Source organism: Granulicella sp. S190 (genome assembly GCF_009766095.1).
Classification (GTDB): Bacteria; Acidobacteriota; Terriglobia; order Terriglobales; family Acidobacteriaceae; genus Edaphobacter.
This window is the reverse complement of the sequence record NZ_LMUD01000023.1, coordinates 300,852-325,666: the sequence shown is the minus strand read 5'-3', so window position 1 is coordinate 325,666 and position 24,815 is coordinate 300,852. Positions and strand designations below refer to the sequence as shown.

The 24,815-nt window shown below is 52.7% G+C and carries 19 protein-coding genes and 1 pseudogene; 6 read left to right on the top strand and 14 right to left on the bottom strand.

Going from position 1 to position 24,815, the window contains the following annotated elements; translation table 11 throughout:
* The 6 genes and pseudogenes from GSQ94_RS14785 to GSQ94_RS14760 form a co-directional block, all read right to left on the bottom strand.
* Positions 1-365: pseudogene (locus GSQ94_RS14785) on the bottom strand (DUF2130 domain-containing protein); the annotation flags it as partial.
* Positions 366-1,380: 1,015 nt separating this feature from the next.
* Entirely contained in the window at positions 1,381-2,283 is a 903-nt protein-coding gene (locus tag GSQ94_RS14780; protein WP_158944625.1) for a hypothetical protein, read from the bottom strand.
* A gap of 62 nt (positions 2,284-2,345) precedes the next feature.
* On the bottom strand, positions 2,346-3,590 hold the full coding sequence (locus GSQ94_RS14775) for an MBL fold metallo-hydrolase (protein ID WP_158944624.1): 1,245 nt from the start codon (positions 3,588-3,590) through the stop codon (positions 2,346-2,348).
* A 137-nt stretch (positions 3,591-3,727) separates the two neighbouring features.
* Positions 3,728-3,943, bottom strand: coding sequence for a DUF433 domain-containing protein (locus tag GSQ94_RS21850; protein WP_371417534.1), 216 nt, complete (start codon positions 3,941-3,943; stop codon positions 3,728-3,730).
* Positions 3,944-5,310: 1,367 nt separating this feature from the next.
* Positions 5,311-6,768 (bottom strand): hypothetical protein, encoded by a 1,458-nt coding sequence (locus GSQ94_RS14765; RefSeq protein WP_158944622.1) that lies wholly within the window; start codon positions 6,766-6,768, stop codon positions 5,311-5,313.
* 221 nt (positions 6,769-6,989) lie between these two features.
* A complete protein-coding gene (locus tag GSQ94_RS14760; RefSeq protein ID WP_158944621.1) occupies positions 6,990-8,228 on the bottom strand; it encodes a Wzz/FepE/Etk N-terminal domain-containing protein in 1,239 nt (412 codons plus the stop codon).
* Positions 8,229-8,356: 128 nt separating this feature from the next.
* Between GSQ94_RS14760 and GSQ94_RS14755 the strand changes: the two genes are divergently transcribed.
* Positions 8,357-9,556, top strand: coding sequence for a hypothetical protein (locus tag GSQ94_RS14755; protein ID WP_158944620.1), 1,200 nt, complete (start codon positions 8,357-8,359; stop codon positions 9,554-9,556).
* Positions 9,557-9,586: 30 nt separating this feature from the next.
* The gene (locus GSQ94_RS14750; RefSeq protein WP_158944619.1) at positions 9,587-10,609 is read left to right on the top strand and encodes a glycosyltransferase; all 1,023 of its coding nucleotides are present in this window, start codon (positions 9,587-9,589) and stop codon (positions 10,607-10,609) included.
* 38 nt (positions 10,610-10,647) lie between these two features.
* On the opposite strand, the gene GSQ94_RS14745 is transcribed toward GSQ94_RS14750, so the two are convergent.
* Positions 10,648-11,523 (bottom strand): glycosyltransferase, encoded by an 876-nt coding sequence (locus tag GSQ94_RS14745; RefSeq protein ID WP_158944618.1) that lies wholly within the window; start codon positions 11,521-11,523, stop codon positions 10,648-10,650.
* A 323-nt stretch (positions 11,524-11,846) separates the two neighbouring features.
* Between GSQ94_RS14745 and GSQ94_RS14740 the strand changes: the two genes are divergently transcribed.
* Positions 11,847-12,776, top strand: a complete 930-nt coding sequence (locus GSQ94_RS14740) for a glycosyltransferase family 2 protein (RefSeq protein ID WP_158944617.1) — start codon at positions 11,847-11,849, stop codon at positions 12,774-12,776.
* A 193-nt stretch (positions 12,777-12,969) separates the two neighbouring features.
* On the opposite strand, the gene GSQ94_RS14735 is transcribed toward GSQ94_RS14740, so the two are convergent.
* A complete protein-coding gene (locus GSQ94_RS14735) occupies positions 12,970-13,731 on the bottom strand; it encodes a class I SAM-dependent methyltransferase (protein WP_158944616.1) in 762 nt (253 codons plus the stop codon).
* A gap of 219 nt (positions 13,732-13,950) precedes the next feature.
* Between GSQ94_RS14735 and GSQ94_RS14730 the strand changes: the two genes are divergently transcribed.
* Positions 13,951-15,408 (top strand): flippase, encoded by a 1,458-nt coding sequence (locus GSQ94_RS14730; protein ID WP_158944615.1) that lies wholly within the window; start codon positions 13,951-13,953, stop codon positions 15,406-15,408.
* Positions 15,409-15,439: 31 nt separating this feature from the next.
* Here GSQ94_RS14730 and GSQ94_RS14725 read toward each other — a convergent pair whose 3' ends face one another.
* On the bottom strand, positions 15,440-16,201 hold the full coding sequence (locus GSQ94_RS14725) for a hypothetical protein (RefSeq protein WP_158944614.1): 762 nt from the start codon (positions 16,199-16,201) through the stop codon (positions 15,440-15,442).
* Between the two features lie 259 nt (positions 16,202-16,460).
* On the opposite strand from GSQ94_RS14725, the gene GSQ94_RS14720 reads away from it, so the two are divergent.
* Positions 16,461-17,372, top strand: a complete 912-nt coding sequence (locus tag GSQ94_RS14720) for an alpha-1,2-fucosyltransferase (protein WP_158944613.1) — start codon at positions 16,461-16,463, stop codon at positions 17,370-17,372.
* Between the two features lie 458 nt (positions 17,373-17,830).
* On the opposite strand, the gene GSQ94_RS14715 is transcribed toward GSQ94_RS14720, so the two are convergent.
* The gene (locus GSQ94_RS14715) at positions 17,831-18,799 is read right to left on the bottom strand and encodes a glycosyltransferase family 2 protein (protein ID WP_158944612.1); all 969 of its coding nucleotides are present in this window, start codon (positions 18,797-18,799) and stop codon (positions 17,831-17,833) included.
* A complete protein-coding gene (gene glf, locus GSQ94_RS14710; RefSeq protein WP_158944611.1) occupies positions 18,796-19,896 on the bottom strand; it encodes a UDP-galactopyranose mutase in 1,101 nt (366 codons plus the stop codon). The genes GSQ94_RS14715 and glf overlap by 4 nt, the downstream gene beginning before the upstream one ends.
* A gap of 766 nt (positions 19,897-20,662) precedes the next feature.
* On the opposite strand from glf, the gene GSQ94_RS14705 reads away from it, so the two are divergent.
* Positions 20,663-21,811 (top strand): sulfatase-like hydrolase/transferase, encoded by a 1,149-nt coding sequence (locus tag GSQ94_RS14705; protein ID WP_158944610.1) that lies wholly within the window; start codon positions 20,663-20,665, stop codon positions 21,809-21,811.
* Between the two features lie 123 nt (positions 21,812-21,934).
* Here GSQ94_RS14705 and GSQ94_RS14700 read toward each other — a convergent pair whose 3' ends face one another.
* From GSQ94_RS14700 to GSQ94_RS14690, 3 genes are all read right to left on the bottom strand, one after another.
* Entirely contained in the window at positions 21,935-22,891 is a 957-nt protein-coding gene (locus tag GSQ94_RS14700) for a GDP-L-fucose synthase (RefSeq protein ID WP_158944609.1), read from the bottom strand.
* 131 nt (positions 22,892-23,022) lie between these two features.
* On the bottom strand, positions 23,023-24,108 hold the full coding sequence (gmd, locus tag GSQ94_RS14695) for a GDP-mannose 4,6-dehydratase (RefSeq protein WP_158944608.1): 1,086 nt from the start codon (positions 24,106-24,108) through the stop codon (positions 23,023-23,025).
* A gap of 189 nt (positions 24,109-24,297) precedes the next feature.
* Positions 24,298-24,792, bottom strand: a complete 495-nt coding sequence (locus GSQ94_RS14690; RefSeq protein ID WP_158944607.1) for a hypothetical protein — start codon at positions 24,790-24,792, stop codon at positions 24,298-24,300.
* Between the last annotated feature and the right edge of the window lie 23 nt (positions 24,793-24,815).

Sequence of the window (24,815 nt, the reverse complement as noted above, 5' to 3'; positions counted from 1 at the left end):
AGTTCGATGGCGTTCAGCTTGTCTTGCTTGGCGAGTTGAAGTTCGTTTGCGAGCGCATCGCGCTCTTTCTCCACGACGCTACGGGCTTCCGTCACGGCGAGCTTACGCGCGGCTTCTTCGGCATCGAGCTTGGCCGTCAGTCCCTGAATCTGAGCGTCCTTGGCTGCGGCGTCCTTTTGCGATTCACTGGCGGCCTTCGTTTGGGCGAGTTCGACGGCGTTCAGCTTGTCTTGTTCTGCCAACTCGAGCCGCTCGTGCAACTGGCGCGCGAAATCGCCATCTCGCACCTGCTTCAGAATGTCTGCGTACCCCGCCTCGTCAATCTTGAATGCTTTTCCGCAATGCGGGCAGCTAATTTCATGCATGGTCATTACCTATACGAACAGCGCGTGCATCATCCATTGTTCAGTCCCGTTCTCAGCTGTTCTTTGACTCCTAAGTATCATAAATCGTGGGGTTTGAATGCAGGGTACATCCGGCAAGTGTGTATGGCACCCGGCGACCCTAAAAGTCTTCCTCCGCTTATGTGCTGTAATATAAATGTTATTGGTGCGTGATTAGCTTGTGATTATAACAATAATCTGTGACACTACTGTAAAGAGGGGATTCATAGTGGTTACCGCAGGTGCTCTTCCGAGACCAGATCTTGCCGCTCATCGTGAAGCCCTAACACTCTCGTGGCAGGAGCTTGTTAAGCGCCTCAGTGATGTGATCGGTCGCAAGCTCACGGCCTATATAGCGGGCGTGAAAGACGTTCGGGCGCTCGACCGTTGGATAGCTGGGGTTGAACCGTACGGCGATGTGGAAGCTCGCCTTCGTTTCGCGTACCAAGTTGCGCGGACCCTAAACGAACACGATTCACCTCGGGTCGTTCAGGCATGGTTGACCGGAGTCAACCCGGAGTTGGGGGATAAAGTTCCATTACGTCTCTTGAAAGAGGGCAATTTAGACGAGATCGCACCTAAGGTTCTGGGAGCTGCCAGGGCCTTTATCGCAGGAGCCTAGCAGGATGTTGGATACGAAAACGCCCACTGCACCTCTTTTCGACTTGGCGCAAACCAGATCCTTGGAACGAAGCGAGCCGGTGAAGATGCCGCCCCGCATGCCGTTGAAGGTGATCTCAACGCGATTTCCGACTGGTTTTGCCGAGACCTTTATGGGGAGAATTGACACACCCCGCTGGAAATGGGCGCGATTTGCCGTGTGGGACATCGCAGGGGATGGAGCCTTTACAAATCCCATCTGGAGCGACCTGTTCCCCTCCGAATAGCTAACTTTAGACAATCCCTGTTGCCCGGTGCCCAGGCTCTGCTTTCGGGGCTCGGAGACAGGTACTTAATGCGCTCGCTCTCTGCCGCAAACCCGCGTCATCCGCCGATTTCAACCCAAGAGACAGAGCTTCAAACCATCGGCAACGCCGCTCGCGCGCAACATTTTTTCGCCAAGTTCCGCTTTCAATTTCTCAAAATGTTTGTGACCGATCCCGCCCACTGCCTTTTGATCAGCGTCGAAACCAAAAATGACGAGGCCGACGTTGGCCGTAGAGCTCATCCTCAGCTCCTCCCCATCTGAGACCGCTTGAATTGCAGATCCGACTACGCGGACGCCGCTCATTTGCGCAATTGCGACCAGATTCTTGGCAACGCGACGATACGAAGAGAGCACGTCGAGTTGTCGCGCTTGCAGGACCTGTTGATATTCTTTGATCTGCTTGACTACGGGTGCGGGTCCCGCAGCACGAAGCTCCTTGTTGGCGAACAGCTTCGCCTCCCAGAACACGAGTTCGACACCGTCGGGCCGTTGTTCGAACGCGGCGATATCAATCCTCGGCTGGTCACGGTCTGAATCTAGATCTCTTGCATCGAGCCTAATCTCGACATCGATGATGTTCTCGTTGGCCCGGACAATGGCGTGTACTCCTTGCTTTTCCATTCCCGAGAACAAGTCAGCAGCCCTCTTCAATTTGCTCAACGTGCCCGAAGTGTAGCGCGTAAGCATCGGCGTCGTCACCTCATGAAAGTTGCCGTTTTCGTCGAAGGCGACCCGATCTGATCGGTCCGGATCGAGCAAATACTTAACATGTGTGTTGACATTCACTCTTCCGCCCTGAAAGTCGGCGTTGAAAAGCGATTGTCCATTCCAATAGACGTCAAACTTTTCATCGCGAATTCCGATGATCAGTGAAGCGTCGGCGAGCACATCGCGCCACCAGCCGGGCTTCTGCGCGAGCTCTGCTAGCGCCGCGATGAAATTGTCGTTCAAACCTCTTTTAAAAACACTCACTTCAAACCTCCACCTTCACTGTCCTAACGACGGGCCGCATTTTAAGAAATCATTGAGAATTGTCAGGCCAGGTCAAAGACATCGCCATCGTTGAGTGCGACTACGTTTTCAAAATTGTCTCTGAAGCCTTCTGCGTCTTCGGTGTGAATCGGCACCAGCATTTTCGGCTTCAAAGCCGCAGCCAGTTTTTGCAAGTCTTTCAATGGCGCATGCCCGCTCGAATGCGCGTAGACGAAGCTGACTGCCGGATCGCTGCGAAAGACTGAGATTTCGTCACTCCCGAAGTACTCGGCGTGGGTTCCGTCGAGATAGCCGAGCCATTGCGAGTAGATGACGTTGACAGAAGCTTCGGCGTTCTTGAACGCATTGATGAGACGAAAGCTGGACATCTTGCCGAAGTAGAGAAAAGCTTGAGGAGTTGCTTGTAGTTCCTCTCGCTTAACCCTGTGGCGATAGAGTCGCTTTCTGAAGTCTCCGAAGTAATCTGGGTTGGCCTTGAGCTTTTGATCCTGGCTGTAAGCGGCAAAAACTCTTATCTCGGGCCAATCCATGGCAGGCGTATTTTGAGTAATTTGCCGGAGTTGTTCGAGCACCCATGCGGTGTAGATGTCGATGACGAGGAGTTTGCCGGCACGTTTGCATGCCCGATGGGCGGAGACGATGCGGTCGATGTTTTGTGAGGACGCAAGCAAGAACGAGATGTTCTTCTGTTGTCGAATTGTCTGGAAGATTAGGTTTTCGACCGCCGTCTCGTCAGGGAAAAGATCGTTATTGCGGTGCAGCATCGTGCCTTCGAGGAAGAGGAGATCGATGTCGCGAACCGGGCGCTGTATGAGATTGTCGAAGAGCTTTCCCTTTCGGCCATGCGAGCGAAGATCGCCACTGTAGAACAGGCGCTTGCCTTCGGCTTCGATGAGGAAGGCGTAAGCATCGGTAGCGGAGTGGTCGACGAGATAAGGCGTGATGGTGAACTCACCGATGGTAAACGGCTGAAACGCCTTGAAGTCGTGGAAGTCGAGTGCATATCTATCTCCGCCGATGAACACCTGCGGAGCGTCGATCAGGCTCCGGGCCAGCCTGCCGATGTAGATCGGAGTGCCGGGCGGCAGTGTAGCCATCAGGCCGAAGTGGTCCTGGTGAGGATGGCTGACCAGAAGGGCGTCTACGATAAGGCGCGAGAGGTCAACCTGCTGACTGTCAGGGCTGAGGGGAAGTCCGGCATCGAGAAGAATCGTTGTCTTTCCTGATGAGATCTGAATACAGTTTCCACCAATTTCGTGGCTGCCCTTATGAATGGTGATTTTCAATCGTGCTCTATTTCTCCATGCTCTTTCTCGCTTTGAAGGGACAGCACCGCACGTGATTTCAGACTTTTTACGCTGCGCCGATGATTATAGCTTCGTTGATTGAGCTATCTTGTATTCAAGATCACGGGGGAGGACCTTCAGGTTCCTCGGCGCTTCCGCTCGAACGCGATCGCCTGCTTGATTTGGTTTGCGGTCACGTGTGGCCAACACTCCTGGAACATTTTCACATGAGCATCCGAATCACTTCCGGCACAGAACTTGTAGACGCCCTTCGTACTCAGCCGCGTCCCGTCAATGCGTGGATCACCACCGAGCCATTCCCGATTGGAATCGAGAAGAGGCCATTTTTTCATTGGCATCGATACGCCCTCCGGATATTGGCAGATTAGACTTCGTGGCTGTCGCAAAACTGTTAGCCGATGATCGGATGGCCAACAAACATTGCTCTGCCCCGCAAAATGCACACCTGTATATTCAAAATTCGCAGGAAGAAATTTACACTTGCTGCCGCTTTTCGAAAGAAAGTTGTGGAAAACTCGACGCGTCCATTTCAGAAGGCCGAACTTTGACTTTCTTGCCGCGCATGGATGTGAGCCACGTTTCCGTTGAAACATAAAGAATGGGCTGAAAGCGACGCTTCCGGAATGTGGTGGATGGCGCCATCGATCGCGAACCTGGCCGTTCGTGAACGAGGATCACATCTTCTCCAATTTATGCACGCCTTGTTCTTTCGTAAGCGTTGGATCGTATGCGGTCACATCGACTTCGGTCACATGAGCAACTGCGGAAGAGGCAGTATCCTAGACTCGATTTCTATTCATAAGTCGATCAGTGTGCCAGAATCCCATGACCAATTCGAAAAGCACAGGTGGGGAGCGACAAGGATACTAAGCTCCATCCGATCCGTTAGGACGTTCCGACGCGTAGGTACAATAGCGGTACACCCATCAGCTACGGTCAACTTCGGCAGGCTACGCTAAGCTACGCTGAGTCAATGATTTAGCCATTTCCAAGCTTCGCTCGATTGTGTTCTATTATCATAGATTTACAGGTGGACACCGGACTCATAATCCCTTGGTTGGGGGTTCAAATCCCTCCGGGCCCACCACCTATTGCTCACATTATCCTTGGCATCTCTGCAGGAGTCGTTTTCTACATAGAGAAGGGCCAAGCATCCTGCTTCGATCTGCTCAAACCGGTCGCAATCTCACTATGGTGCTTTCTTCACTCATCGGTAGCGTGTCACAGAGATAGTCGCGACAAACATGATGCCGATAGTACCAGCAGGCCAAGTGCCACGGGCGAATGAAAGCGCTGCAGATCTCAACGAGTTATTTGGCCTCCTCGTTTGTGGGAAATTTTGATAACAGATGCCTTCGGGATCGCTATGCTTCTTCTGAATTCTTTCGCGTCGAACTCGGGACATGGTCTATATAGCCGCACATATGGAGACCACGCTCCTTCTAGGTGCGAATGACAACTGCTGCCCAGTTTTCTTCTTGTTTAGTGCCAAAATGAGCGTCAAGTAGAGCAGGCATAAATTTGAAGATCTCCGCGTTTGTGTCCACAAATATCTCGACGAAGATGTCCGGTCGAAGCCCAAAAAACGGCATTTACGTGCATACCAGACTCTGTCGTCCGAATGCGCCACGCCTTGCCCGGACATAGAGCTTTTACCGTTGTCGGCGCTGCTCAAACAGCATGAAGGCCGCTAAGCGGTTTATTCAGGGAGAATGTATCCCAGCAACTCGTCGGTCTTGCTCCCCTCGCACGTCGGGTCGCTGCTTACGAAGTGGTCGCTGCTGGTAGAGCAGCGATAGATCGCCACTGTCGCGACGTCAGCAGGAGGTTGTCCGTAGATATATCCATTCAGGCCGACCACATATTGGCCCTCGCATGTCGAATCCAGCGAAACAAACGCATCCGTTTTCCCCGTTTTGCAGCCATACAGGGCAACCATCGCTCCCGCTTGCGGGGCTGCGTAAACCCGGCCCAACGTCTTCTCCAGTGTGAAGACAGTCTTGTCAATCGAACCCGTCGTCACCCGGTGTGAGGTTCCGTGTAAGTACAGTTTTAGTTCATAAAGCGTTGCGTCGTTAGGCGACCAGGAGAGCAGGTCGATGTCCCAACTGGTGAGTTTTGCATTTTGGGCCGCGGAAGTCGGCGACTCGTCCCAGGCAACCTGCACGTTCGAAAAGGATGGAAATATCTGCACGGTCCCACTGCCGTCCTGGTACAGGTTACCATACCCGTCCTGTAGAATGCCCGGGAGAAAATTGCTCTCGTAGCCAGTAAGGTTTGTGTCAAAGGTCTTCAACTCCTGCCAGCCTGTCTTGCCGATTAGGAGATCATTGTTAGGAATCCTGTACAGCTGGAAACCGTATTGTCCGAACTCCATGATGCCCCCAGTAGTCACAGTCGCGCGTGACCCTAAGTTATAGAGTGCGTACCAGTAGCCGTCGACTGTGTTGTAAGCCATATCGGCCCACGTTGGATGGTTCGTAACAAGATTTAATCCATTCGTCGTCAGCATGCTGCCAGTCTTAAAGTGCACTCCGTCAGAGGACGCGGCCTCCCAGTGTTGGTCTCCCGTATAGGGAGGAGGTTCGTCCTCATAGAACAGCAAGATCGCCTGTTGCCCATCCGAGTTGTAGGGTACTGGCTGAGCCGCTCCATAGCCGAATAAATTAGTCCCCAGGATCACGGGCGATGGGTACTTCTTCCAGCTAATCCCATCATCGGAAAAAGCAACTCCAATGCTGTTGGCCCCACCTCCCACATTGGCGGTGGCCACGTAGTAGAGGGCGTAAGTATAGGTGTGGCCATCCCCAAGCGGATTGCTAAACGTACCTTGGATCACCTTTGGGTTGCAGGTGTACGCGGAGTCCCACGCACCCGGTGTCTCCGCCAATACCACCTTGGGGCCTACCCGGTGCCCGCTTACCAGGTCAATCGACTCATAAACAATTGAGTCTGTAACCTGCGAGGGTTTGGCCGGGTTCGGGGCTTCGCCGCACCACCAGAATTGCTGCACGTGGCCGGTTTGAATAATGGACGGGGTGTAATCCCATCGCCCCAACCTTCCGACCACAGCTCCCGCAGGCGGCCCACCCGATCCGCATCCGATCAAGTAAGGAATCAATCCAAACCATAGCAGAATTGCCCGTCGATGCAGCATACCGTGGCTTATGCGGGCGGAAGCTACGCCCCCATGTCCGATCTTGAAAGGATGCATTGAAGAATTGTAACGTCCTCCGTCGGTCCCACGGAACAGCCACTCCGCCCATCTATGGAGCTTCCCGATACCGGTCTCAATGCACCTCGAGCCAATCATCTGCTGGGCAGTCTTAGTAATCCCATAGGATGTGGTTTGCATTCAGGTGGGAGGGAGCCGATCGTCTACCGAAATCCTAGTGCCGATCGGATCTCATCCAGTTTCTGCGCCTGTTCCGGAACGCGGCGGAGACGATCGAGAAACAGCTCGACAAGACCCCACGTTACAGCCAAGAGGAAACCGAACGCAGCGAAGCCCAGCGATAACAGCTTCCTTGACGGAGCTGATTTCTTATCCGGAGGGATAGCGCGGTCCACAATTTGCAGTATCGGCACCGACTTCGCCTCATCCAGCTTCGCCGCTTCACTTTGCCTCGTCAACAGGTCGAAGAGGGTCTCGTGATACTTCAACTCTCGTGCCTGACGCTCGTACTGCAGCGCGGCCTCGGGCAACTGACCTGCAGGAATCTGCAACTCTCCCGGTTGCACGGTTTGCTCGCTTTTCTCAAGCTCCGTCACATGTGACCTGAGTGCTGCAATCTCTCGCTGCAGTTGAATAACAACAGGATTTTCCTCGGTTGCATAGGTTTCCATCGACTGCAGTACTACCTGTCTGCTCGATAATTCAGCTCGCGCTTGAGCGATCGCATTGATGATTGAAGCAGCCTGCCCGTTGAACTGGATCACACCTGTCTTTTGCTGTGTGTTTCGCAGCGCTTCTTCGGCATCCGAGAGCGCATGTTTCTCCTCAGCAATACGGCGCTCATAAAATCTCACGCGCTGCGTTGCCTCCCCGGTCGCAAGCTCTGAGTTCACGACATACAACTGATCCAGATAGCTGTTCGCGATATCGCTTGCCACCTTTGGATCGGAGTCTTTGACATTCAGATGGATCAGGTTGTCCTTGCCCGACTCAAAGACAGTATGTCTCTGTAAAGCGGCCTCGGCGTCAGTAAGCGTCTTGGTCTTATATCGCTGACGCAGGTTGCATGCGGCGATGACATTGTCGGCGATCGTCCGGCTTTCGAGGATACCTACGTACATATCCGCCGGACTCTTCAGACCAAACATTCCTCCACCTAAGCCCCCCCCGCCCGAGAGCGACCCCACTTGTCCCAAAAGAGCTGACGCTGCGGACGTTGCTTGCTGCGGTGGAATGATCGCCGCCGTAGCAGTGAACGTGGGCTTGAGGACAAGGCTTAGAATTATTCCAACTGCCAGCCCTCCGACGGTCATAAGCATCACCCGTCGCTTGGTCTTTGCTAGAACCAGAAGCACGGCTAGAAGATCGATGCGACTGTCCGTCACTGTAGGATGCAAAGCCTGCGTATCCGCAGCGTTTGGTTCGTAGATGTAGGATGTCATAGGGCGGTGGTGCTGTATTCGCGGCCCGCAGCGTTCGGGCACTCTACACTTATACTACGCCGCTGTACCTCGCCGGAATGGCTTGGGCATTTCGGAACTCCTGATTGAGGTTGATCGCAAACTGCAAGATGACTAATGATAGGGCTACCACTGCGGGTACACTCAGCCGGCCTGATCGGAATGATTTCCTGCGTCGTTACGAAAAGTTCTTCTTTCTAACGACGGTTCTGGCCTCCGCGTTGCCGGGATTCGCTCCACTCAAATTGGTCGCGATAGTCGCGCTCTGGTGCTATCTGATGGTGGGCGATAGCTTCACCATAGCTGCAGCACTCTGGTTCGTGTCAGTGTTGCTGAATCTCCTGCTCGGAGCGCAGGTCGGCGCCGTCTTCCAGGGTGTCCCGCAGAATTACGTCTTCGACCACTTCCTTCGGTTGATCGTTTTCTTTATAGCACTGGGAATAGGCAGCTACACTGCGAATCGGTGCTCCATTTCGCAGAAGCGGCTGGACCAACTCATCTTTGTTATTGCCATAGGCTTGATGATCTTTAAGCTCTTAATAGCCGGCGCCGTCCTTACAGGGATACCTCAGAGTCGCGTTCAGGCTATGTTCGGATTTGACACACCAACAGAAGGTATTGGGTTCGGCTTGCAACGACTGCAGTTTCCATCTGACGTCATCGCTCCCTTTCTGATCGCCTGTTACGTGGGGGGCAAGAAGAAAGTCAAGGATGGCATCCTGCTCTTGTGCGTTGCTACTGTCGTCTTTCTCAGCTTCTCTCGTTTTCTGTTTGCCTTTTACCTTCTGTGCACTTTTTTACGGGCACTCTGGATCAAGAAGGCTGACTTCATCACTGTGCTGAACATCGTGGTGTCCGTGGCATGCGTGATCGTCTTCTTCGAAAGCATCCTGTCGCGCTTCGCCAGCGTCGACACGGCCGCTTCCGATCAGGTTCGCGTCGACCAGATTCACTATCTGAAAGTTGCCATCAAGAGCTTTCCGCTTCTCGGCACAGGCCTCGGTTCGGAAGCGCACGATTACCTGCGCAACGAAAAGACCCCCTACCTTTATGAAGCACAGTGGTACGCAACGACCATGCAGATGGGATTCATCGGCGTCTTCTGGTATGTGCTCAACCTCCTGCTGGCTGTCTATGTGCCGCTTCGCAAGAACTACATTGCGTTCACAGTAGTCTTCCTGGTGTGGGTCGTCTCTGGTTTCACCAACCCGTACCTCACTGGCTTAGGAAGCGCGTTCGGCCTCACCATACTTCTTCTGCGATGTAACAGTGCGCAGCCCCAACCAAAGCCGGCTGCTACCATCGCCTGAGCCATCAACCTTCAGGGCGAATTTCATTCCATGCGTCAGCTCGCGATCAACATTGTTCGGTATAATCAGGAGTTTTCTCTGTTGGAGTGTTCGATCCAGGCTGCACTCAACCAGGATCTCGACAACGTGGAGGTTGTTCTCACGGAGAACGGCTCCTCGGACTCCATCAAAGAGCCGCTATTGCAGCGTTTTGGGGGCGATCCACGCTTCCGTTACGCAGAGAACGCCGCGAACCTCGGATTCGCTGGCGGGCATAACCGATTTATCCATACCGCTAATGCTGAGTTCGTTCTTCCGCTCAACCCCGACACGCAGCTCACGCCGGAGTATGCACGCACCGTTCTCGCCGTATTCAGCGATCCCTTCGTCGCCGCTGCTGAAGGCAAGATGCTAAAGCCTGAACCTCTTCCCGACGGGCGATACATCCTCGATGGTACCGGCATGTCTCTCTCCCGCGCTCGCAGAGCAGGAGAGAGGGGGCAGCTCCAGATTGACGAAGGGCAGTTCGATCGCAGCACCAATGTTTTTGGCGTCTCAGCCACTGCGGCAATCTACCGTACCAGCGCACTGGAACGTGTCAAGCATGGCGAGGCAGAATACTTCGATGAGGACCTCTTTACCTACTGGGAAGATCTGGATCTCGCATGGCGTCTGCGGCTCGCCGGCTTCGAGTGCCGTTACGTACCAGGGGCCATCGTCTACCACTCACGTTCTGCCAACCAGAGCAAAGATGGTTTTACTCGAATCGGCGCCTTCATCGCCAACACCCGTAGTCTTTCCCTTCGCGTCGCGCAGTGGGACTGGCGCAATCATCTGCTGACGATCATCAAGAATGATTTTGGCATCAGCTTGTTACGCGATCTGCCCCGCATCGCAGTTCGCGAGCTTGCCATTTTCGCCTACCTGTGTGTCATCCGTCCCCAGATTCTCTTAGCTGTGCCGGAGTTCTTCCGGCTCCTGCCAAGCATTCTTCGCAAAAGGAGGCTCGTACAAGGCAGCCGCGCTGTCTCGTCCCGCCAGATGGGGCAGTGGTTTGAAAACGCACGGCGCTGAGCCTCTTAGGGCGATAGCGCGTTCAACCAATGAGAAACTCAGCGAAGGCTCCACCTCAATACCTGCAGAGCAAAGGCCGGTTCGCGCAAGGTCAGCAGGGTTCTGACAGCACGCTTCAGCAAGCGGACGCGGTGCATCAGACTTCCTCCGCCCCATCCCGTTTCCCGAACAAATTGCCACTCGGCGGCCAGGAGATTGTCGAAGCGACGATGGCTGGACTCCTTTCGCAGATTGTTGGTCGAGAGCCGGTGCGGGATGGTGACGTCAAGCACTAGAAGCCTGCCTCCCTGCTTGTGGAGACGATGAAAGACAGCGTGATCCAGGAAGTCGAGCCAATACTGGGGGGGGAAGCCACCGATTGCCCGCAATGCGCTCACGCGCAGGCAGGCGCAAGAATTCAGTGCGGTCAGCCATCCTGGATTCAATCCCGAAAACCCTTCTTGCATGGCCAAGTAGCGAAACCGGTGGACGGCGGCGGGCGAGAGCACAACGCCGTCCTGCACAAGCCTAGGAACAATGCCGCAGGCCTCGGACGGTGGCGTCCTGTCGATGGCTGCGAATGCGGCTGGGATCAGCCCGGGAAGCACCGTCGTGTCCTGGTCGAAGAGCCATAACCAAGTATCGCCGGCCTCTTCGGCGGCATGGAGCGCCTGGTTGTATGCAGTCGCAAGACCTCCATTCGAGGGGTCGTGCTGATAGCTTGCTTTCGCAAAGAGACCCACGGGCAGTGCAACTGTTTGCGGCTCAGGCGAGTTATCGTAAATCAGCAAAGAGATGCGGGACGCGAGTGCGGGATACTCGCGCAATGCGGCACACAGGGTTTGGAAGGTCTCCGACTCCTGCAAGCCTGTTCGATAGAGTACAATGACGCACCGAACACTATCGAGGGACATAGGACTCGGTACAGCGTGCATACTGGGGCTAAAGCTATCCACCGTAACTATCCTAGCAAAACCAGCAACTGCCTGGCGTGCATTATCATTAACGCTAAACCACTAATAAGTCGCGACCTTTTTCCTGAGCGCCCAAAAATCTCGGACGGATGAGTGAGAGCAAGGCAAACCTTTTTCGTCCTCAGGTGCGGCCGCTCCTCGGCCGTCCGTGGTTATCACTAAAAGCGATTTGGATTTTCACGTGCATGATGAAAATCGTGCGACACCCTAAAATAGGAAGATCTGTTTCATGGTAAACGATGGGCTGGCTTTATCGTTGATGAGACAATTTCGGAGGCCTGGCAGTGTCGTATCCGCTCGCAGTTGTCGTTCCCACCTACAACCGTTGTGACGCTTTGAAGCAGTGCATGGAGCATCTCGAAAAACAGACGCGCAAGGACTTCGAGGTTGTCATTGTCGATGATGGGAGCACCGACTCTACAGAGACGTGGGTAAGCGACTACCTGAAGCGCACACCACTCTCCCTTCGTTATCTCCGCCAGAAGAACAGTGGTCCAGCTCGTGCCCGCAATTTCGCAATCTCCGTCATTGAAGCACCGATTACGCTTCTGATCGGCGACGACATCTTCCCCGCGCCGCAGTTCACGGCCTTCCACATGAAACTGCACGAGGAGCGCCCAGAGGCATCTGTCGTCGGACTAGGGCTCACCGTCTGGGCCGAAGAAGGTCAGCAAATCACATCGTTTATGCGCTGGCAGGATACCCGTGGCACGCAGTTTCACTATGAAGAGCTGATCGCCGGCATCCAGCCAGACTGGAGGCATTTCTACACCAGCAATCTTTCTCTAAAGACTTCGCTACTACGCACCTTTCCTTTCGACGAGTCATTTCCATATGCGGCCATGGAGGATATCGAAGCGGCGTGCCGCATTGAAGCCCAGCATGGTCTGGAGATGGTCTTTTTACCAGACGCTGTCGCCAGCCACCTGCATCCGATGAACTTCCTGGGAGCTTGCCGCCGCATGGAAAAGGTCGGCGAGTCTACGGCATACTTCGATAAGCTCTGGCCAGGAAAACTGCCGCGAAAACCAAATCCGCTGGCTGCCCGGCTAAGCAGAGTGCTCACACGCATACCACTGATGATGCGTATCGTCGAGGCCATTGCCAACCAATCGCTCAAGATCGCCTGTCCGAATCGCTTGATGAACTTCGTACTCGGCCATTACCACGATCGAGGATACGAGCGTTATATCCACCAGAACACCAATCGGTAGCGACCGTCGATCACATAGAGCATCGTTATCGAGAACTCAACTGTATTACCGTAATGGGAATCTCTAACTTTCAGTAAATGTCTGGAATTTGGCCGCCACACTGCGCGCAATCAAGATTTGATGGCTCATTCATCCTTCAATATATCGCGTGTTCCGGAGTGGAGTCGCATCATAAGAAGTAGGGCAGCAACACTTAGGTTAGCTGCGCAAGAATGCAAATGTGAGGCGGTGCTACGGTTTCGACGGACAATACCCTAAAGCCGGCCCGAGATAACAATTCACGACTGTTGTGTTCATCAAAAACATGATGGTGGAGACATCTATTTGAGAAGTTGTCTAGTGAACGTCCGTGAAATTCGTGCTTGGAGCCTGCGGCTATGTCCATCGTAAGATCGTGTTTTTCGAGGATTTCAGGTAAATGGGTAAGATCATCTTCATTAGTGTTCTGCTCGAAGTCGTCGAACATATGGTCTACACTTGTGGGCTGCCGGAGGTGATCGAATGTATATCGATAATAAGGTAGCGTAAGGATTAGCGCTCCTCCTGGTCTCAACACGCGTTGCCATTCTTTTACGGCCTTGATCGGATTTGCGAAATGCTCGAGATTGTGGGAAGACAGAACGAAGTCATAAGTTGAATCAGGCACTTCCTCTAAGGCTGAACCTTCACAGAACAAGCTTGTGCCCGCGGCCTTTTCAGAATTGAAGACGAAACTCTCGCTGTGTTTTGCCCAGACATTCGCCTTAGAGAAATCGCAATTGTCTACTCTTCGAGCTTCCTCGTAGACAGGTGTGGGATTTCCCTTCCGAAATACATCGCTCGGCCCACCGATCTCCAAACCCCACTTATCCGTGATGTAAGGCAAATACAATTCGAAGTTTCTTAAGTGCCCTTGGCGATTCATCTTCAGGAGTCGATTGACCTTTAGCAAACAGCGTTGATAAATGGATCGCATCTTCTCAAATTACACTCAGTTAGGCGGAACTGCCAGAGCAACAACATCACGATCATAGGTGCAAAAAGGCTGCTTATGCCAGTGGTGCGGGCGGACTCACGGGCGGCCATCTGCTGACGAGATTCTTGCTCAGCAATTACCACGATCGAGGATATGACCGTCACATCCGCCGGAGCCCAATCTGCAGCCCCAGCATATAGAACGTTAGAATCAGAGTCTATGGGAGTGAAGCGCAACACGGCGTACAACCTGTTAGGTTCGTTTGTTCCGATGGCGGTGGGTGTCGTAACAGTGCCTATCTATCTTCGATTGATCGGCGATGCACGCTATGGCGTGCTGGCGCTGGTGTGGCTCTTCCTTGGCTATTTTGGCTTATTTGATCCTGGAATTACGCGAGCGGCGCTATTTCATATCGCCAAGCTAGGTGACCGAGAGCAGCAAATCGAGCGCGAAAATGTATTTTGGACCGCGCTAGCCATCAATCTCTGCTTCGGCCTCATCGGCGGGGTTGTTCTTTACTTTGCCGCCAGGCCATTCTTTATAACCACGTTCAAGATGCCCTACAATATGCGAGCCGAGGTGCTTGCGAGCCTTCCCTGGCTGGCAGCATCCGTTCCCCTCTCGATTGTCACGGGTGTGCTGGGCGGAGCAATGCAGGCCCGCGAAAGTTTTGGAAGTTTCAATCTCATTAATGCCTGCAACGCGTTCGTGACACAAATTGTTCCTCTCGCCGTTGCCTATTGGCATGGACCCGACCTCAAGTGGCTGATTGCTGCCGTTCTGATAACGCGTATTCTGGGTTCGATTCCGAACATCGTCGTTCTAAAGCGCGTATTGCCTTTCGGGGTGGGTGGGGCATTCCAGGCACGTTTGGTCCCCACATTGTTTTCGTACGGTGGTTGGGTGACGATCTCGAACCTGATTAATCCCATCCTGACGACGATGGATCGCATGGTTATCGGCAGCGTGATCGGGGCTCAGGGAGTGGCTATGTATACCGTTCCGTTCAACCTGGTAAGCCGCGTCTCTCTCCTGCCGGCCTCATTTGCGACAAGCCTCTTTCCGAAGCTCTCGCGCAGCAGCCAGACAGAGAGTTCCCGTCTGGCGGAGGATGCCATTACGGCGCTCGCGGCGGTGATGACGCCTCTGGTCGTATTCGGCGTGGCCATTTTGCCCTTGTTCATGCGCTATTGGGTCGGCATAAACTTTGCGCAGCGAGCGGCACCCATCGGTATTGTTCTGCTGGCAGGGATCTGGATTAACAGCCTGGCGATCATTCCGTTTGAACATCTGCAGGCGATCAATCGGCCCGATTTGACGGCCAAATTCCATATTTTCGAGACGCTGCCCTTTCTTGCCGTACTATGGATCGGGGTGCATTACTTTGGCCTCATCGGTGCGGCGTGGGCCTGGACCCTGCGTGTGACGTTTGACGCGCTATTACTGCTGATCGTGGCGCGGCAAGTAGGGGAGTGGCGTAGGTTGGTTGCGGGTGGTGTACTTGTGCTAATTGCTTTAAGTCTGTCATCAGAGCAGGTCGTCTGGTGGAAAAATCTGGCGGAGGTGCTGGTGCTTGCAGTGGCTATAGTCTGGTCCTGGCAGACGAGCCCGCTCCTGCAACATACGATCAAAGCACTATTACATTCTGGAAAACGTGGACAGGTTAACGCTGTCTGACACAACTTATCCGTGTAGGATGCACTAGGCTCTATCTGGGAGCGGTGGCAAGGAAGCGTGCGAATAGATTGTGCCGGATGCGGAGCTTAAACTTATCTTTGACGTTCATCTGCCAACCACGGTCCTGACTGCCGGAGACGCCTTGAATCTCAAGAGGAAACGGTGGCTCGGCCCAGGTGCCACGGTTGGCCATGCAGGCATGAACAGCACGGGCCAGCACGTGCTCGAAGTTTGACTGTTGGCTGTCGTTCACCTCATCCCTCAGGGGGAAAAGATAATTACGCAGAAAGTCCGTGGTCCCGGCGAAAACTCGACTGTCGGCCCATGTGAGATTCAACAGCATGTCACAGATGATTTCCGCATCGCGCCGACGGTCGGCAAAGTGCAAGAAGTCAGTAGCATTTATCAAAAAGTAGCGCCCCGTCACCTTCACAAATTGCGGGGAGAGGGCAAGCAACTGGGAGTGCTCGATGGCGTACTGCAGGCAAATCATTTCACCGTAGCCCTTGCCTAAGGAGCCATCGTACTCGCGAACCTTGAAGGACAAAAACTCGACGTTCTTTTCGGGTCTTTCATTAGCGATCTCACGCAGTTCAGAAATATCTGAACCGGAGTTCTCCACTAGAACAAGCGACTTGATATCCGGATGCGCAAGCCAAAGAGCCAGGGCCTGTTTGTAATCGCTAAGGCGTGTGTCTGTGTCCGTCCTCGCGGTAAATACCATATCCTCTTTGACCTTGATCGTAGCGGTGAGAATAAGACAGGCGGTGGCGTTCGCTGGAGTATTGGTCATTGTCAGTTCCAAGTGTACTGAACAGACCAATGACAATGCGAGATGTGCTCCTAATAGGGCAACTGCTCGAGATTTGGCCCTTGAGCAGTTGATTGGGCTCAGAATCGCGTGAACATCCCTTCACCGCACAGAACTTGCCAGCGGATTCGAAGAAAGACGACTCTGCCGTTGCACTGCACGATAGGAGCCGAACGGGAGAAGCATCCATTGGAGAATGGCTGCTAACATAGTTGATTGGAGAGGATGAATATTTTGACCCATGAACGTCTTCAGCAAACAGCTCAGTGGACTTGGCAATCAACTCTTTCAGTATGCCGCAGGGCTCTACTTTGCTGACAGATACAAGGGTAAGCTGCTAGTGATTCAGGAGCCGGTGGAGGGCACGCTCTCACATGGTGGGTACAACCGTCCATTTCTCCTTTCACGGTTTCAGATCACGTCTCCGATCCGCCTGAAGAACCGATTGGATCATCTGATGCTTTCACAGGGTCCCCGCGGACTCAAACTAAGCGCGCCCATGAAGACCCTTGGCCGCATCGCTGTCCGTCACGAGACCAAAGAACGACGCTCCCACTTCATTGAAGACCTGGAGCTACCGTCCGACGTCCGAACCCTTTACATCTCTGGATTCTGGCAGGCCTACCCATACGCTGAGGCTGTCGCTCCGCAACTCCGCCAGGAATTTCGTCTGCGAGAGCCAGCTACCGGGAACAATCAAAGGCTGCTCGAACAGATTGATGCGGCTCCCGTCTCGGTTTCGCTGCATGTGCGGCGCAGGGACTATACCTTGGCCGCGGAAGGAAACATTGCTCTTCCGCTCGATTACTATCATCGAGCCATCGACCTTATCCGGCGGCGGTTCGAGGATCCCGTCTTCTTCATCTTCTCCGACGATATGGAGTTTGCCCGCAAGAACCTGCCCGCCGACATGCGCCAGGTCTTCGTGGAAGGCAATGACGACTTCTCCTCCCAGGAGGATTTGCGCCTCATGGCCGCCTGCCAACATCACATCATCGCTAACAGTAGTTTTTCCTGGTGGGGAGCTTGGCTAAACCCAAGCCCGAAGAAGGTAGTTGTCGCTCCACGCCACTGGCTCCTTTCGCCGGAAAGCGCCTACGCCGATCTGCTTCCGCCCGCGTGGCATGCGCTCGACTCGCTGCGCAAAGGATGAATGATCTGTTCCGCATGCGGATTGATACGGAATTGTCGGTGCAATGCTCGCCGATGACCTGGAAACGATTGCCATCAGATATCTTCAGGACCGATGATCCCTCGTATACGACTTCAGCCACAGAGGCCAGATCGATACGTGCAAACGGCATGAGAGGCTTCTTTGTGCAAAGCTGCTTGAAAATTGTTCGTGTTTCTCATCACAGTCGGCGGTCCGCATCATCTGGAACTGGCGAAGTCATCTCTTTTCGATCGTCAAGAATGTTTTTGGCTGGCGTCTTGGCGTGACTTACTGTTCATCATCATGAGAGAGTCCTTTCTGTTCTGCTATCTTGCGATCATCGGGCCCAGATTTGGTGGCAGGACTTCCTGAATTGCAGGCTACTCCCTCAAACCATGGTTTGCTAAAGGCTAGGGGAAGACTACCTGTGGGACTCGTCGAACCAACTGGAATGCCATTTAGGAAGTTTGAATAGAAGTGATTTTAAGTTTCTTGGCTGCCTTGAGTTGTTCCCGCAAACGCTGAGGAAAACCGTTATCAAAATGTCCGCAGACCCCGTCCAGGTTCGCTTTCGCTAATATTTTGATTCTTAGCCATCTATGGTCCACATCGAATACCAGCACCGCCGCAGTAAAGCAAAGAAACCGTACGGTTAGGAGTAGATACCGCACAATCGGATTCTTGCGGTAGTTCTGCTCTATCCAAGCAGTATTACGGTAGCCATAATAGTCAAAACAGTAAGCTTCGATCTCCTTTTGATAAAAAACATGGGAGAAAATCTGCCTGCTCTTTTGGCAACGCGCAACTTCCTTGTGGGCAACAGTACTTTCAGATGCTAGCGCGATATCTCCAATCGAACGGAGTCGCATACAATATTCTGTGTCGTCACGGTGAATAAAAAAATCTGAGATAGGAAGCCCAATCCTATCTATCGCGCAAGATCGAATCAATAAGCCCACAAACGACGAAAATCTGACTTTGGTATAAGGCGTCGTATGCTGCCTCGAATAAAGCCTAAGTCCGTCAGCTGTTTTCTTTCCAAAACGATCCACCTTAGCATTAGCGATAGCGACAACCTCAGCATAATGCTTAAACCGTTCCATTATCTCCAGAGAATCTGGATAGGGCTCAGTATCGTCATCCATAACCCATAGCCAATCGAATCCGGCTTTATGTGCAGCATCCATCCCGACATGGAATCCACCCGCGCCACCAATGTTCTGAGGTAGTCCAATATAACGGATGAGCGGATTCTCCAGATAGCCTCGCTCCTTTAGGTACGTTTTCGTACCGTCTGAACTGGCATTATCTACAATAAAGATTGCATTTGGCGGCAAGCTCTGATGCAAGAGCGCATCCACACACTCTGTAAGGAGCTGCTTTCGATTAAAGGTAACAACAACAGCGGCATTTGAACTTAGAGTCATTTGGTTTGATTGAGAATCTTGCTGCTAAGAAGTAAGGCAGCAGCGACGACTTGGTCCATATTGTAGTAACGATATTCTGCCAGGCGACCAATGAAAAGAGTTGCAGATTCCGCATCTGCTAGCTTTTTGTAACTTTGATACAAAGCTTGGTTTTCCGAAGTCGGAACCGGATAGTAAGGGTCTCCGTCTGTCTGAGGAAACTCGCGGACGATCGATGTTCCTGAGTGGCTCTGTCCGGTGAGATGTTTAAACTCGGTAATCCGAGTGTACTCATGATCGTTGGGATAGTTGACTGTTCCTACTGGCTGATACTGCTCTTTCATTGCAAAATGCTCGTGGCGGAACGAGAGTGATCGGTAGGGCAACTTGCCGTAGCAAAAATTGAAGTAGGCGTCGAGTGGTCCGCTATAGAAGGTCTTTTCTACGCAAACTCTATTGCGAACACTTTGAAACTCGGTGTTAAGTTCGACCCGTATGTTTGGGTGGTCCAGCATTCGTTCGAACATCCGCGTGTAGCCTTCAGCTGGCATGCGCTGAAACTTATCGGTGAAATAACGATCGTCACTATTCGTGCGCACGGGAATGCGACCGGCCACTGCGGCGCTCAATTCGGAGAGATCAAGACCCCACTGTTTTCGTGTGTAGTTCTTGAAGAACTTGTCGCATAAATCGCGCCCGACACTATTGAGAACAATATCTTCACTATTGCGAATAGGGGTGCGTTTCTCTCGTACCTTTTCAAAAAATGCCGCGACTCCCTCCTCATCCAGCGAAAGATTGTAAAGCTGGTTGATCGTTTGCTGGTTTATAGGTATGGGATAAAGCTTTCCGTCCACCGAAGAAAGAACTCTATGCTCGTATCTCTTCCATTCACTGAACTTTGACAGATACTCTTCGACGTGTGGCGCATTCGTATGGAAGATATGAGGGCCATACCGATGCACTAACACGCCGGCACTATCCAACTCGTCGAAGGCGTTGCCGCCGATATGAGAACGCCTGTCGATAACCAGAACAGTTTTTCCATGCGAGGCAAATCGCTCTGCAATGACCGCGCCGGCAAACCCTGCGCCTACCACTAGTATGTCCGTATTCATGCGTGAGTTTCAGTAGAGGAGTCGTCGCAACCTCCTATTCCGATTTTTAAGTGTAACCTAGTTTAGAGGTCTCAAACGTAGCGATAGAATAGTAGATCAGCAACGAAGCCTCTCGTTGAGCAGACTAATACTTGCGTCTCCACCGTCCAAAGAATGAATGCACTTTCCCGTCGACCAAATCGAACACTCCCTCTCGCATCAGCGAAGATCTTTGCCGAACCTCCAATGACCATGGTTTTCGCAACGGCAATCAAACCCACCAAGGGAAATCTTCCCCAAAAATAAGCGAGTCAGATTCACTCATGAGGAAGAAATGAAGCGTCGGCTATTTACCTTGATAGCCTCCGCTCTGGGAATAACCACGATCTGCTGTTTATGGATCGTAGGTCCGCTTGTATCCACCACCCACAATGCGATCTATCACTGGAGCGGTCCCGCAAGCACACTCTTTATCCCCGCACTTGTTGATTTCATTGTCTTCTGGATCATGGTCACAATCCTTTTGCTTTCTGTAAAAGAGTCGTCACAGAAATCGGTTGTGGTTTGGGCAGCAATTCTTTTTTTCCTGCCATGGGCTGTTCTAAAAAACCTGGTCATCCTTACCAATTGGTATTTCCCCCACTGGCTAAGCCGATCAATTCTTGGATTATGCTTGGCGGCGTTCCTTCTTGTTGTGACCTTCTGGCGACCAGCGCATGAGCACCTCTTTGAACGAGTCCGAACGCTGGCGATCTCAATCCTCTGTTCAATTGCCATCTGCGGAGCCATGATCCTAATCCAGTTGGTGTGGTTTGGCTGGCAGGCACGATCACTCAATGCAATCAACACTCTGCACCGGACTCCCGCTGCTCATGCGCTCAGACCTGGTACTCCTCGCATTATCTGGATCCTCCTGGATGAGCTTTCGTACCAGCAGGTTTATGGAAAGAGATTTCCAAGTCTCAACTTGCCAGAGTTCGATTCACTTGCCGCCCATTCGACGGTGTTCACACACGTCGTGCCAGCCGGCAAGTTGACAGAAATTGTCATGCCATCCCTGATGTCTGGTCTGTCGATCGACAAGATTCGATCCCACGCAGACGGACGCCTCATGATCCATCGTTCGAGCGAGAACAGATGGGAGAACTTCGACCAGCACGCCACAGTCTTCCGAGATGCTCTCGATGCCGGCTACAGCACTGCGGTGACAGGTTGGTATATCCCATACTGCCGCATCCTCTCGGACGTGCTTGATCGTTGTTCTTGGACTTTAAGTGGACTAGCCTCAAATAGATCGATGCCTAAAGCTTCAATCCTCAGAAATAGCGCGCAGCCCGTTCTAACAAGCTTTATTCTTATGGATCTTCTGCATACCGCCTTGACTCATGAACCCAGGGCAGCGGACCTATATGCCACACATCACATCGACGACTATCAGGAGCTATTGGCCTCAGCAGATCGCCTTCTTGAAGATCCTTCGGATAACTTCATCCTGCTACACATGCCTATACCTCATCCTGGGGGCATCTATAACCGCTCCACTCGCAGCTTCACTGTGGGGAACTCGAACTACATCGACAACCTGGCGCTCGCCGACTCCTATCTGGCACACGTGCAATCTCTTCTTAAGTCCCGCGGGCAGTGGGACTCTTCTACCGTCGTCATTATGGGAGACCACTCTTGGCGAACATACATGTGGTCAGATGCTTCGGACTGGACGCCTGAAGAACAGGTCGCAAGCGATGGAGCAACTTTTGACGACCGTCCGGCTTACATCGTGAAGGCACCTTACCAAGAAACAGGAGCGCGGATCGATCTACCATTCAACGCAGTTGACACACGGTTAATGCTGGACGCATTTCTAAACGAACAGATAACTTCGGCCGAGACTCTTTACACATGGGTTGAAAATCTCAACAAGACGCGCAGGAAGTGAGCCATCAGTTCAGGCTCCCATCAAGCAAAAGCTACGGCATCCCGCCGAGCATAATCTTCAAGCTATCCCGTAATTCCATCTTAGAAAACGAGTCGCACGCATCTCACTAAGTGCCACGCAGCCTTACAGTCTATCTCGGACGGCGTCCAAAGTGAGTTTGATTCCCTGCTCTAAGCCGGTTCTATGATGCCAGCCAAGGCTATGCAGTCTGCTGACATCCATCAGCTTCCGCGGCGTACCATCGGGCTTAGTCACATCAAAAGTCAGTTGTCCAGAAAAGCCCAGAACACGTGCAACCGTTTCGGCAAGCTCGCGTATTGTGACATCTTCCCCTGTGCCAATATTGATGAGAGGTGGAGCATCTTCGACGAGTAATGACTGGAAGCTGACCTCATCCAGATCCATTAGGAAGATACAAGCTTCCGCTAGGTCGTTCGAATAAAGCAGTTCGCGACGGGGAGTTCCAGTCCCCCATACCGTGATATCCCTTGCCCCTGTTTTGACAGCTTCGCAGGTCTTGCGAATGAGGGCAGGCAGCACGTGGGAGGTATTGAGATCAAAGTTATCGTTAGGTCCATAGATGTTCGTGGGCATAGCCGCCAGGTAACGCGTACCGTACTGCCGGTTGTAGCTCCAGCACATCTCGATACCTGCAATCTTCGCCAGTGCATAGGGCCTGTTTGTGGGTTCAAGGGGGCCAGTGAGCAGTGATGACTCTGGTATCGGCTGAGGAGCGAGCCGTGGATAGATACACGACGAACCGAGAAATAGAAGACGATCAACCCCTGATCTGCGAGCAGATTCGATGATATTGGATTGAATGACGAGGTTGTCGCGAATGAAGTCAGCTGGATAAGTGCTGTTTGCGAGGATCCCCCCCACCTTCGCCGCGGCGAGAAAGACATACTCTGGCTTAATATCTGCGAAAAATCTATCGACGGACACCGTATCGAGAAGATCGAGTTCATCGCGGGTACGTGTGACTAGGTTGGAATAGCCCTGTCGCTCAAGACCCCGCTGAATGGCTGATCCCACAAGGCCACGATGACCGGCAATATAGATGCTGGAGCTTTTTCTCATAAAGAATCTCCGGACTTGCTCGAGGATGCTCGCAGACCTGCGGTGCAGAAGCTGGTGGGATCTACGACCATTAAGGCGGGTTTTAAGAAGCCAGTTATCATCAGACTAGTAAGGTTCGATTTGAGCTAGCTCTAGGTTTCACGAACGTTATAAGCCTCAAAGCCATGTTTTCGGACCAGTGCGTCTCGTTGAGCGGCTTTGAAATCGGAGTCGACCATCTCTCGGACTAGATCGTCAAAGCTAGTTCGCGGGGTCCAGCCTAGTTCACGTTTCGCTTTACTGGGGTCACCGAGGAGCGTCTCCACCTCGGTCGGTCGAAAGTAACGAGGATCCACCGCGACAATTATATTGCCGTTCGAATCGACAGCCTTTTCATCTATGCCACTTCCCTCCCAGGTCAAGTTCAGATCGAGAAGCTTGGCGCATCGTTGAACGAACTCTCGAACGCTGAACTGTTCGCCGGTAGCGATAACATAATCCTGTGGCTTCTCTTGCTGGAGCATGAGCCATTGCATCTCGACGTAATCGCGAGCATGGCCCCAGTCGCGTTTCGCGCTTAGGTTCCCAAGGAAAACTCTCTCCTGCAGGCCGGCCTTAATGCGAGCAAGGCCACGGGTGATCTTACGAGTAACAAAGGTCTCGCCGCGAAGAGGAGACTCGTGGTTGAAAAGGATTCCATTACAAGCGTAAATACCATACGCTTCCCTGTAGTTGATGCAGATCCAATAGGCATACATCTTGGCTACAGCATAAGGGCTGCGAGGGTAAAAAGGCGTTGTCTCCTTCTGAGGGATCTCCTGCACTAGGCCGTAGAGTTCAGAAGTACTGGCTTGATAGAACCTTGTCTTCTTTTCCAATCCAAGAATACGGATCGCTTCAAGCAAGCGAAGCGGACCTAAAGCGTCAGCGTCTGCCGTGTATTCCGGCTGTTCGAAAGAGACCTGAACATGTGACTGAGCACCAAGGTTATAGATCTCGTCAGGCTGGACCTTCTGGACTATGTGAATAAGTGAGGAGGAGTCAGTCAGGTCGCCATAGTGAAGAATAAAATGGGGAGATAGGTTATGGGGATCTTCGTAAAGGTGATCAATGCGAGCGGTATTGAACAATGAGCTTCGACGCTTAATGCCGTGGACTTCATATCCTTTAGCGATCAAGAATTCGGCGAGATAAGCTCCGTCCTGGCCAGTGACTCCTGTAATAAGGGCTTTCTTCAAAAACCACGTTCTCCTTCGCTCGCCAAGGAGCTTCTTTGATTGTAAAGCTTGATAAGGCTCCGCCTACCGGGCGCTGCCACATCCGAAAGGAGACAGTAGACGCTCTCTCAGTAGCTACTCAGCAGACCGGTTGCGCCTCGTCTGAGCCAACGTCGACATGGTCAAAGTCTCACAATAGTCTGCCTGCACCTAGTCGTATTGAAGTTCATGTGGAGCCGGTTCGGTCAGCGTCCCATCTTTCCGCTCATACCACATAAACATTTTGTGATTCCCATTCACCCGCACTGCCACAATAATCCCGCTTCCGAAGGCTCCTGTTCCATCGGTCTTCGAGATATCGATGTGATGCGAATGAATCGGCTCGCCGATAGGGCTCGCGGTCGTCCAGTCCTCGGTAAACCTCTTCAGGGGATAATCCACGTGTCGCTCGGGGTGCTGCTTCCACTCCCGGTCGTTGGTATAAATCGCGAACGCCTTCTCATAATCCTGCGCCTCGAGCGCGCTGAAAAAGCTGCCCACTCGATGTTCTGCGGGCAAATTGGAGAAGAACCATCCATGCCCCAGCAGGAAACCGCCCACTCCCGTGACTATCAACAACGCTACTAAGACCCCTGAACCAATCAGGAGGTATCGATTTCGGGCTTCACGGCGACTATCGAACTCTGGTGCATTCAGCAGCGTCATCAATCCTCATCCTTGTACATCAA

Excerpts from the sequence above, each read along its gene's own strand:
- GSQ94_RS21850 (WP_371417534.1), bottom strand. The coding sequence starts at position 3,943 with ATGAAAAAATGGCCTCTTCTCGATTCCAATCGGGAATGGCTCGGTGGT.
- GSQ94_RS14765 (WP_158944622.1), bottom strand. The coding sequence starts at position 6,768 with ATGCTGCATCGACGGGCAATTCTGCTATGGTTTGGATTGATTCCTTAC.
- GSQ94_RS14760 (WP_158944621.1), bottom strand. The coding sequence starts at position 8,228 with ATGACATCCTACATCTACGAACCAAACGCTGCGGATACGCAGGCTTTG.
- GSQ94_RS14755 (WP_158944620.1), top strand. The coding sequence starts at position 8,357 with ATGACTAATGATAGGGCTACCACTGCGGGTACACTCAGCCGGCCTGAT.
- GSQ94_RS14750 (WP_158944619.1), top strand. The coding sequence starts at position 9,587 with ATGCGTCAGCTCGCGATCAACATTGTTCGGTATAATCAGGAGTTTTCT.
- GSQ94_RS14745 (WP_158944618.1), bottom strand. The coding sequence starts at position 11,523 with ATGCACGCTGTACCGAGTCCTATGTCCCTCGATAGTGTTCGGTGCGTC.
- GSQ94_RS14735 (WP_158944616.1), bottom strand. The coding sequence starts at position 13,731 with ATGCGATCCATTTATCAACGCTGTTTGCTAAAGGTCAATCGACTCCTG.
- GSQ94_RS14730 (WP_158944615.1), top strand. The coding sequence starts at position 13,951 with ATGGGAGTGAAGCGCAACACGGCGTACAACCTGTTAGGTTCGTTTGTT.
- GSQ94_RS14725 (WP_158944614.1), bottom strand. The coding sequence starts at position 16,201 with ATGACCAATACTCCAGCGAACGCCACCGCCTGTCTTATTCTCACCGCT.
- GSQ94_RS14720 (WP_158944613.1), top strand. The coding sequence starts at position 16,461 with ATGAACGTCTTCAGCAAACAGCTCAGTGGACTTGGCAATCAACTCTTT.
- GSQ94_RS14715 (WP_158944612.1), bottom strand. The coding sequence starts at position 18,799 with ATGACTCTAAGTTCAAATGCCGCTGTTGTTGTTACCTTTAATCGAAAG.
- glf (WP_158944611.1), bottom strand. The coding sequence starts at position 19,896 with ATGAATACGGACATACTAGTGGTAGGCGCAGGGTTTGCCGGCGCGGTC.
- GSQ94_RS14705 (WP_158944610.1), top strand. The coding sequence starts at position 20,663 with ATGATCCTAATCCAGTTGGTGTGGTTTGGCTGGCAGGCACGATCACTC.
- GSQ94_RS14700 (WP_158944609.1), bottom strand. The coding sequence starts at position 22,891 with ATGAGAAAAAGCTCCAGCATCTATATTGCCGGTCATCGTGGCCTTGTG.
- GSQ94_RS14690 (WP_158944607.1), bottom strand. The coding sequence starts at position 24,792 with ATGACGCTGCTGAATGCACCAGAGTTCGATAGTCGCCGTGAAGCCCGA.